The following is a 9,160-nucleotide window of genomic DNA, read 5'->3' on the forward strand; positions in this document are numbered from 1 at the left end:
GACAGGCTATCGGTTTTTTGCCGATAATCTTCGACAAACAGGCTTGAAGATGGGTATTGAGTTCTTAGAGCCAATACCTGGATGATTCGAGTACTCGAAGGAAGCCCCTTCCTCGACTCCGAAGGAGACAGGGAGGGGTAGTTCACTGAGCATCAAGCTCCAGATACGGGCCGACTACGGGTTTTCAAGGACAACTTTTCAGGAGATTATTTCAGGAGATGAATAGCGGGATGGAACCGATTTTTGATGGTTTCCATTTTTTCAATCGAGGCGTTAACCATTTCATTCCTTCATTTTTCCAGCAACATCTTCAGATTCTCCCCTTCCTCTTTCATATGAACCCTGATGGCCTCAACCCTCTTTCCGGCAACCTTCGAAAGCAACCCCCAAAACCGAAAAGAAAGAGTAGCAGTAAAAACACTCCCACCATTGTAAGGCTCTATAGAAAACGACCCTCCCGAACAGATAATGGACTCCGGGAACAGCACCTTATACTCTATCAATTCATTCCGCACACAATTTGTAATCTCAAAACTTAGTTTTTCCAGTTTGCCCCCGAGGTATTCCTCAGCATAAATCACTGAGCCTTTTTCAAAATTTTTCCCTTTGGTCCACCTGGCAAGTACGTGGTCTTCGTGCCAGGACCTGTAGTTTTCTGCAAAGTGGGAAAACCATTCGAAAACAGATTCAGGTGGTCGGTTTATAGTAACGCAATCTTTCAATGTTGTCATATTTGCAGCCCCGCTCTCCCGTGCTTATATTGTCGGCTGCAATACTTGTTTTTATCTCTATTTTGAAAAGGCCGGCCGCCTTTGGCGCCCGTTGGGAGCCCGGGGTCTGGAAAGCAAGTCGAAAAACTGCTTTCCGGGGGAAAATTTAGTTTAACTTCTGGCTTGCTGTTGGGCTTGTCAAAAATTGGAATTTCATCCCTGGGAATTTGTTGGAGAGAGTTTTTATAAAAACTCACGCAGGATTAATTCCGAAGATTTTAATACCGATGGGCGCCTGACTAAGATGACCTGAGAAGATTTGTAAATTTATTTCTCTGTAACTTCCTTTTCCTGACTAATCAGGAAAAAGGTGTAATGATTGGGAATATCTTTATTAAATTGTTGGTGTTGTGAAAAATGAAATCATTCGCATTAGTCCGGGCAGATGACCTGGACAAAGTAAAAATTGCATTACATGACCTGGAAAGATATGGAAACATTCAGTTTTCAGCCACTCCCAGATGCATAGAACCGGAATACGCCGATGAGCTTCTTGTCAGCGTTATGGGGGTGTCTCTCCGGGCTAAATGCAACTCTGCAGCACTTGTAGAACTAAAAAACAATGCGGGGGCAGCGATCAGCAGGCTGAAAAAAATTCATCCTCCTGCGCATGTGGTCATCATCAGCCCGAAGCATGGGGTATTCGAGGAACTGACAGGCAAGTTCCATAAGTTTCCGGAATTCGACCGGGCGTTCATTCCAAAAGAGCGTCCTGAAAGCCCTAATGCGGCTCAGGGAAAGGTGGAAGAGGGTAAACCTGTTCAGGAGGAATAAAGGCAAGTAAGCCACCTCATATATGGCTTATAATGACTTGTAATATCTTTCGATAACTTGTAATAATTTGTAATTATTTATAAAAGTTTATACAAATTATATAGGTTTATAACGGCTTATTGCCGGGTTATATCCCGGGTTTATAGAGTTTTGAATTAAAATTCAGGAAACCCATTGTTTTCCCGGAAGTCTGCCGTTTATCGGTTGAATCCAAACCATTCAGGAATTCCCTGAATGGCATCTTTTATTTTTAACACCTGGATGCAATTAAGCTTCCCTTTAACTTCCCTTTTCTTTTTCAGTCTCTCTTTTTCTTTTTTCAGTCTTTCATTTTCTTTTTTCAGGCTCCTCTTTTTTATTTTAGCTTTCTTTTTCAGCCGGACAGGTAAATAATTGACCTGCATCCGGGCCATCGGAAAACATTTTAACATTCCGCCTCATATAATTTAGTATCTGGGAATTTAGTATCCGGGATTAATTTCAACCGAATACAGGGGAAAGTTTAGAGGGGATATCTGTAATGGAAGACATGTTCAGATTTGCTGATGAGCTCGGGCCTTTTAAGATCATTCACGTTTACGAACCTTCCGTGGACCTGAAGGCAGTGCTTGTGGTGGACAATGTGTCCAGGGGGCCTGCCATCGGCGGGGTCCGGATGGCGCCTGATGTGAGTACCGAGGAATGTTTCAGGCTTGCAAGGGCCATGACCCTGAAAAATGCCGCTGCCGACCTGCCTTACGGGGGCGGAAAGATCGTCATGTACGGGGACCCGAGGATGCCGCAGGAAAAGAAAAGCAAAATGCTGCGGGCTCTTGCCTCTGCCCTCAGGTATACGGATGAGTACATCTTCGCCCCGGACATGGGGACGGACGAGGTCTGCATGGCCTGCATAAAAGACGAGATCGGAAGGGTTGTGGGCTTGCCCTGTGAGGTCGGGGGCATCCCTCTTGACGAGATCGGGGCTACGGGCTGGGGGCTCGTCCATGCTACGGAGGCGGCCCTGAAGTACTGTGATTTTGAGCTGAAAGGGGCACGCGTCGTGGTGCAGGGCTTCGGGGCTGTCGGGAAAAATGCTGCCCGTTTTCTTGCAGAAAGAGGGGCTGTAATTGTGGGGGTTGCCGATTCCCGGGGAACGGTCCACAGTCCCGAAGGGCTTGACGTGGAAACCCTGAGCATGCTTAAAAGAGAGGGAAAAAGCGTACTTGAATACCCAGGTGCGGAAAAGCTTGACCGGGAGGCTATAATTGCCATTCCCTGCGACATCTGGATCCCTGCAGCCCGCCCGGACGTGATCAATGAGAATAACGTCCATCTCCTGAACACGAAACTTGTGGTCGAGGGGGCAAACATCCCTGTCACGGAAGGGGCGGAGAAAATCCTCTACGAAGCAGGCGTCCTTTACGTCCCGGACTTCATTGCAAACGCCGGGGGTGTGATCTGTGCGGCTTCCGAGTACCAGGGGTCCACCCAGTGCGCGGCTTTTGGCTCGATTGAAGAAAAGGTGCGCCGTAACACTGAAATGGTCCTTGAGGCTTCCAGTAAAAAGGGCATTTCTCCAAGGAAGGCTGCGGTGGAACTGGCAATCGAGAGAGTGAAAAGAGCCATGAAGTACAGGCGCTGGTCTCTCTTTTCCTCGGCTCCGGGCTTTGTGTAATTTTTCAATTTTTTCCAATTTTTTCATCTGTTTTTCCCGGAACTTTCTCGGAGCTTTCCCGGATTTTTTTACTTTTTTCTCCCGCACAGCACTGCAGCCGCCCTTACCGCACTTTCCGGGGTAAAAAAGACCGGCATCCCGGCGGCTGTGAAGGCTGAAGCCATTTTCCGGCTGAACTTCCCGCCCGGGGAACAGATGAGGACGGGCTTTCCCGAATTGTCGGCGAAATCCCTTATTTTTTCTGCGACCCCTTCTGAGAGCAGGGGCGGGCCCCAGAGCAGGCTCACGATTGCAAGGTCGAATCTTTCCCCGAAAGCTTCCCGGAGGGCGGCAACATAGTGTTCGTCTCTCACGCTGCCGGTCAGGTCAATGGGGTTTCTCACGGATGCAAACGGGGGGAGTTTTTCTTTCAGCCGCAGGACCGCCTCTTCCGGGAGTTCGGGGACCTCGAGTCCGGCTTCTTCACAGGCGTCGGCAATGGAGATCCCTATCCCTCCTCCGTCGGTTATGATCAGGGCCCTCTTTCCGCTGACCGGGGAGTACCTGTTCAGGGCTTTGCAGGCGTCTTTTAGTTCCTCATAACCTGCAACTTCGATGATGCCCGTTTTCCGGAAAGCGGCTTCATAGGCTTCGTACATCCCGCTCACAGCCCCGGTGTGGGAACTGGCAGCCCTTGCCCCGGGTTCCCGCTTCCCGACCTTTAAGGCGACTACGGGCTTTTTCTTCACACAGCGAGAGGCAACGTCAAGGAACCTTCTTCCGTCTCCTACGGCCTCGATGTAGAGGACCACGGCTTTTGTGGCCCCATCTTCTGATAGGAATTCCAGGCAGTCGTTTTCGTCAACGTCGGCCTTGTTCCCATAGCTCACAACCCTTGCAACCCCGATCCCCTCGTTTGCCATCTCGTCCATGATCATGGCCGCAAAGGACCCGCTCTGGGTAAGCACGGAAATCCCGTCCCGGACCGGCCTTTCGACCTTGTCGCTTCCTATAAAGAAGGTGTCTACCTTTGAGACGGTGTCGTAGATCCCCAGGCAGTTAGGGCCGATGGCCCGGATCCTTTTTTCTTTGAGAAGGCTTTTCAGTTCGGCTTCCATCCGTTTCCCTTCTTCACCGGTCTCCCGGAAGCCGGAGCTGACAATTACGGCTCCCTTTATGTTTTCAACCGGGCCTCTCAGGATTTCAAGCACGGCAGAAGCCGGGACTGCAAAGATCGCAAGGTCTATCCTGTCATTGATCTCTCCGGGGGCCGCATAGCATTTGAGGCCCTCGATCTCCCGGTAGCCGGGGTTTACGGGATAGAGCTTCCCGGAAAAGCCAATGTCCCGAAGGCTTTCAAGGATTGTATGGGAAAGTTTTCCGGGGTTAGGGGAAGCTCCTATAAGGGCGATACTTTCAGGTTTGAAGAAAAAGTCCAGGTTTCTTTCAGCGTCAATGTTTCTTTCGGTTTCAATGTTTCCTTTATCCGTTCCCCTATTATTCATTCAAAGCCCCCCAAGCATTTCCTTTCTTCAAGCACGTGATTTTTCCCATTCCCAATGTAATTTAGGACCTTTTGTATAAAAGAATTTCAATGCCCATGACAGGGGGGTTATGTTCCTTGTTTTTTGTGGGAGGTAGACTATTACGAAATTAGTCAGAGGTCGCAGTATTTGCAAACAGACCTGTCGCATTCGCTGTTGTTGAATTTCCACTTCGACCCCCATCTTTTGATTCCTTTGATAACCTTTATGAAGTCTTCTCCGCTTTCCGTAAGGAAATATTCGGACCTGGCCGGGACCGCGGAATTGTCCGTTCGCTTTACAACAAGGCCTTCATTTTCCAGTTCTGCCAGTCGGGCAGAAAGGATTCTCGGGGTGACGCCGCCAAGCTTGCGTTTGAGCTCGTTAAAGCCTTTTTCCTTCTTTTCCCCTTTATATAGCTCCAGCAGGATATGGATGGTCCAGCGCTTCCCCATGATGTTCATTGTTTTGTAGACGGTACAGTTTTTCATAGTATAAACATTGATACTGTCCTTATTTAAGCAATATCTTTAAAATACTACTATCAAAAGGATACTCAGAGAATGTTTTAAAGCATCTTAAAGTTCCACTTCTGAAAGGATACCCTGTGGATGATGTATACCTTCCCTGAATATCCCTTTGTTAAGGACTACAGTAAACAATTGTCTATCTAGTTAAGAGGCGATACCTGTGAAAAGCACCATACCTGAAAAAAATGCAATCATTCAGCGCGACGGAGAAACATATGTAATTGCTCCCAGGACCCCCGGAGGAATTGTTGACCCTGCAACCCTCAGGAAGATTGCGGATGTTGCGGAGAAATACGGGGCTGCAACCCTGAAAATGACCTCCGAACAGAAGATGGCAATTGTGGGCTTAAAAGAAGAAGACCTTGATGCCGCCTGGGCCGAGCTCGGAATGGACGCCGGGATCGTTGCCGGACCTTTTGTAAAGGGTGTCAAGTTCTGCCCGGGTACGACTTTCTGCAGGAAAGGCCAGCAGGATGCTGTGAGCCTCGGGATGAAACTGGAGGCAAGATACAGGGGCGTAAAGCTTCCTTATATGATGAAAATGGCAGTATCCGGCTGCCCGAGTTCCTGCGCCGAACCCGTGATAAAGGACGTCGGGGTCATGGGCACGGCCAAAGGCTACACCCTCATGGTGGGCGGCGCTGCCGGACTGAAACCGAGGCTTGCTGACGTTGTGGCAAAAGGTCTTTCGGAAGAAGAGGTTCTGGAAGCCGTCGACAGGATTATTGAATTCTTTAAAGAATACGGGGAAAACAGGAAGAGGCTCGGAACGATCATAGACGAGATCGGCCTGGAAGAGTTCAAAAAAGAAGTGGGTCTCTGGGAAAAGTAAAAGACCTGATTTTCCTTTTTTCCCTTTATTTCCCTTTATTTTTCCTTTCCTCCGTTTTTTTATTTTTTTCTTTTAAGGGATACGCTGTCCTTTAAAGGTCACAGTACATGCAGATGGCCTTCTCGCACTCCTCGTTCTGGAACTTCCACTTAAGCCCCCAGCGTTTTATTGCCTGGATGATCTTCACGAAATCCCTTCCGCTTTCCGTAAGGTAATACTCGGATTTCGGAGGATTTGTGGAGTTGTCAACATTCTTTCCAATAAGGCCTTCAGCTTCAAGTTCGGTCAGCCTTTCCGAGAGGATTTTCGGGGTTATATACCCGAGTTTTCTTTTCAGTTCATTGAAGCGCTTCTCTTTCTTTTCCCCCTTATGCAGTTCAAGGAGGATGTGGATGGTCCATCGCTTTCCGATGATGTTCATCGTCTTGTAGACGGTGCAGTCTTTCATAGTATAAACATAGAAACTGGCTCATATATAAATTAGTATCTCTAATATACTGGTATCAAAAAGATACTATATATAATAAACACATTATATAATTCCTGGATGTATGGTAAAACAGACCTAAAAACACAAATATAGCCGGGAAATCCTGTCCGGACTGCTGCCCGGATGCGGGCAGTTTCAGTCTGAAATCAGTTTCGGAACACGAAAATAAGGAGAAAGGGACCAACCATGAAAGACAATTTACCCGAAAAAGCTGCAATTGTTCAGAGAGACCGTGAAACCTATGCAATCGCTCCCCACCTTCCCGGCGGAATAGTGGACCCTGCAACCCTCAGGAAAATTGCTGACGTTGCGGAAAAGTACGGGGCTGCCGCCCTCAAGGCGACCTCCGCCCAGAGAATTGCAATCGTGGGCTTAAAAGAAGAAGACCTTGACGCCGCCTGGGCTGACCTGGGGATGAAACCGGGGGCTGCCATAGGGCTCTGCGTTAGGAGCGTCAAGTTCTGTCCGGGGACTACTTTCTGCAAGCAGGGAAAGCAGGATGCTGTTGGCCTGGGCCTGAAACTGGACGAAAAGTACCATGGGATGTCCATGCCCTCCAAGTTCAAAATGGCAGTTTCCGGCTGCCCCAATTCCTGTGCCGAACCAGCCATTAAGGACATCGGGATCATGGGCACGGCCAAAGGCTACACCCTGATGGTCGGAGGCGCTGCAGCTGCAATGCCGAGGATAGCCGAGGTCGTGGCAAAGGAACTCTCGGAAGAAGAGGTCCTTGAAGCGGTGGACAGGATAATTTCCTTCTACAAAAGCTCCGGCACGAAAAAGAGGCTCGGAAAGTTCATTGAGGAGATGGGGCTCGAAGAGTTCAAAAAGCAGGTCGGGCTCTAAGCCCCTGCTGCCCTGCATTTTCGGTGATGTCCTCCTGCAGGGACTGGTTGAGTAGATTGGTACTGATCAGGCATATATAAAAACAGAACAAAAACAGAACAAAAACAGAACAAAAACAGAACAAAAACAGAACAAAAACAGAACAAAAACAGAACAAAAACAGAATGAAAACGAGAACAAACCGGTCAAAAGGGGAAAATGGTATGAAAATTATTGAAATGAAGTCCTCACCTGAAAAGCCGAACCCTCACAATGTGAGTGTCCGCATGCTCTATGACACCGAAAACGCTCAGGCAGTACACATCGAACTCAAGCCCGGGGAAGCCTTAAAAAAGCACGTAACCCCCACTGACGTCTTTTTCTACATTCTCGAAGGAAAAGGCGTTGTTGAAATCGGGGATGAGCAAGAGGAAGTCAGCAGGGACATGTTAATCGAAAGCCCTGCGAAAATTCCTCACCGCCTCCTGAACCCCGGGGACAGCATCTTCCGGGTGCTGGTCGTAAAGGCACCAAGGCAGAAAGAGTCCACCCGCTTGCTGTAAACGTACATAGGTAAAAAATAGGTGAAAGAACGGGTGTAAAAACGGTTGTAAAAACAGGCAACGGTTGTAAAAACAGGTGTCATACATGGAAGAAAAAACAAAACCCACAAAAATTGCGGTCGTCCGATGCGACATCGTCTCGGAAGCCTGCCCCGGAGTTGGCTGCTTCAAAGCGTTTAACGAAAAGAAGTCCCATTTCGAGGCTTACAGCGAAGATGCGCAGATGATCGCTTTCTTTACCTGCGGGGGCTGTTCGGGGAGAAGAGTCTATCGCCTGGTAAACTCCCTGAAAAAGTATGACCTTGATGTCGTACATCTCAGTTCCTGCATGCTGATGGAAGACAGTTATCCGAAATGCCCCCACATAGATACCATCAGAAAAACAATTCAGGATGCGGGAATAAAAGTGGTTGACGGGACACACCACTGAAAGGCTGCACCCTCCATTCGCACCCGCATCCCTTCACTCATTCACATTTACTCCAGCCCACACTTCCGGAACCTGAAAATTCCCTTACCCAACCTTTGTTCTTCGCCCTCTGCCGGAAGTGCGGTTCTGGGGTCACCCATTTCACTGCGGATTTTAAATCCGAATAAAGCACCGTAAACTCGGATAACTCCATACAAATTATCATATGTTTGAATAAATCTGCACATCAACTCTGCTAATAAATTAATAAAATATTTGGGAGGATGTATATGAAAAAACGAATGATTGTAAAAATTGACGAAGAAAAATGCACCGGGTGCGGGAAATGTGTTGCCCCCTGCGCCGAAGGTGCGATTCAGATCATCAACGGGAAGGCAAAAGTCGTATCCGAAGAGCTCTGCGACGGGATGGGCTTTTGCATAGGGGTCTGCCCCGAAGGGGCAATAACCATCGAAGAAAGGCACACCATAGAATTCAACAAAGAAAAAGCCGAAGCCCAGCCGAGGCAAACAGACATCTCAATCCGCTGCTTCATATGCGGAGCCGGCGAAGACACCCATTACCTTCTGCCTCTCAGGCACAAAATGGAAAGCCTCTGGGTCTGCACCCGTTGTCTCCCGCAGCTGATCCACGGTTAAGGCTGTTTGCTAACCCTTGTATGTCTTAGGAGCATTAAGGTCTAATCCCCGCTTTTTCAAAGGCGGGATACAGCCCGTCAACTCCAACAACGCAACTTTATTAACATATGTATAGTAACCATCTACATAAAATAATATGCCAGAGAAAGATT

Annotated in this window: 12 protein-coding genes; 7 read left to right on the forward strand and 5 right to left on the reverse strand. The window is 48.3% G+C overall.

The window, feature by feature from the left end; all coding sequences use genetic code 11:
• Positions 1-290 precede the first annotated feature (290 nt).
• On the reverse strand, positions 291-731 hold the full coding sequence (locus FTO70_RS17635) for an SRPBCC family protein (protein WP_255337086.1): 441 nt from the start codon (positions 729-731) through the stop codon (positions 291-293).
• A 396-nt stretch (positions 732-1,127) separates the two neighbouring features.
• Between FTO70_RS17635 and FTO70_RS17640 the strand changes: the two genes are divergently transcribed.
• On the forward strand, positions 1,128-1,544 hold the full coding sequence (locus tag FTO70_RS17640; protein ID WP_255337087.1) for a DUF356 domain-containing protein: 417 nt from the start codon (positions 1,128-1,130) through the stop codon (positions 1,542-1,544).
• Between the two features lie 197 nt (positions 1,545-1,741).
• Here the strand turns inward: FTO70_RS17640 and FTO70_RS17645 are convergent, their stop codons facing one another.
• Positions 1,742-1,957 (reverse strand): hypothetical protein, encoded by a 216-nt coding sequence (locus tag FTO70_RS17645; RefSeq protein ID WP_255337088.1) that lies wholly within the window; start codon positions 1,955-1,957, stop codon positions 1,742-1,744.
• Positions 1,958-2,064: 107 nt separating this feature from the next.
• Here FTO70_RS17645 and FTO70_RS17650 point away from each other — a divergent pair, with 107 nt between their 5' ends.
• Positions 2,065-3,198 (forward strand): Glu/Leu/Phe/Val dehydrogenase, encoded by a 1,134-nt coding sequence (locus tag FTO70_RS17650; protein WP_255337089.1) that lies wholly within the window; start codon positions 2,065-2,067, stop codon positions 3,196-3,198.
• Between the two features lie 68 nt (positions 3,199-3,266).
• Here FTO70_RS17650 and FTO70_RS17655 read toward each other — a convergent pair whose 3' ends face one another.
• Together FTO70_RS17655 and FTO70_RS17660 are read right to left on the reverse strand one after the other, a co-directional pair.
• The gene (locus tag FTO70_RS17655; RefSeq protein WP_255337090.1) at positions 3,267-4,682 is read right to left on the reverse strand and encodes an acetate--CoA ligase family protein; all 1,416 of its coding nucleotides are present in this window, start codon (positions 4,680-4,682) and stop codon (positions 3,267-3,269) included.
• Between the two features lie 152 nt (positions 4,683-4,834).
• Complete coding sequence (locus tag FTO70_RS17660) at positions 4,835-5,191, reverse strand: helix-turn-helix domain-containing protein (RefSeq protein ID WP_255337091.1); 357 nt, start codon at positions 5,189-5,191, stop codon at positions 4,835-4,837.
• 199 nt (positions 5,192-5,390) lie between these two features.
• On the opposite strand from FTO70_RS17660, the gene FTO70_RS17665 reads away from it, so the two are divergent.
• Positions 5,391-6,062 carry an NAD(P)/FAD-dependent oxidoreductase gene (locus tag FTO70_RS17665; RefSeq protein ID WP_255337092.1) on the forward strand — a complete coding sequence of 224 codons (672 nt, stop codon included), beginning with the start codon at positions 5,391-5,393 and terminating at the stop codon, positions 6,060-6,062.
• A 91-nt stretch (positions 6,063-6,153) separates the two neighbouring features.
• Here the strand turns inward: FTO70_RS17665 and FTO70_RS17670 are convergent, their stop codons facing one another.
• Positions 6,154-6,510, reverse strand: a complete 357-nt coding sequence (locus FTO70_RS17670) for a helix-turn-helix domain-containing protein (protein WP_255337093.1) — start codon at positions 6,508-6,510, stop codon at positions 6,154-6,156.
• 228 nt (positions 6,511-6,738) lie between these two features.
• On the opposite strand from FTO70_RS17670, the gene FTO70_RS17675 reads away from it, so the two are divergent.
• The 4 genes from FTO70_RS17675 (at position 6,739) to FTO70_RS17690 (ending at position 9,008) form a co-directional block, all read left to right on the forward strand.
• Positions 6,739-7,398: an NAD(P)/FAD-dependent oxidoreductase gene (locus FTO70_RS17675; RefSeq protein WP_255337094.1), complete on the forward strand. Its 660-nt coding sequence runs from the start codon at positions 6,739-6,741 to the stop codon at positions 7,396-7,398.
• Positions 7,399-7,601: 203 nt separating this feature from the next.
• Positions 7,602-7,940 carry a cupin domain-containing protein gene (locus tag FTO70_RS17680; RefSeq protein ID WP_255337095.1) on the forward strand — a complete coding sequence of 113 codons (339 nt, stop codon included), beginning with the start codon at positions 7,602-7,604 and terminating at the stop codon, positions 7,938-7,940.
• A gap of 85 nt (positions 7,941-8,025) precedes the next feature.
• Positions 8,026-8,370: a CGGC domain-containing protein gene (locus FTO70_RS17685; protein WP_255337096.1), complete on the forward strand. Its 345-nt coding sequence runs from the start codon at positions 8,026-8,028 to the stop codon at positions 8,368-8,370.
• Between the two features lie 269 nt (positions 8,371-8,639).
• Positions 8,640-9,008: an ATP-binding protein gene (locus FTO70_RS17690; RefSeq protein ID WP_255337097.1), complete on the forward strand. Its 369-nt coding sequence runs from the start codon at positions 8,640-8,642 to the stop codon at positions 9,006-9,008.
• Positions 9,009-9,160 lie beyond the last annotated feature (152 nt).

The sequence above is a fragment of the Methanosarcina sp. KYL-1 genome (assembly GCF_024372725.1).
Lineage (GTDB): Archaea > Halobacteriota > Methanosarcinia > Methanosarcinales > Methanosarcinaceae > Methanosarcina.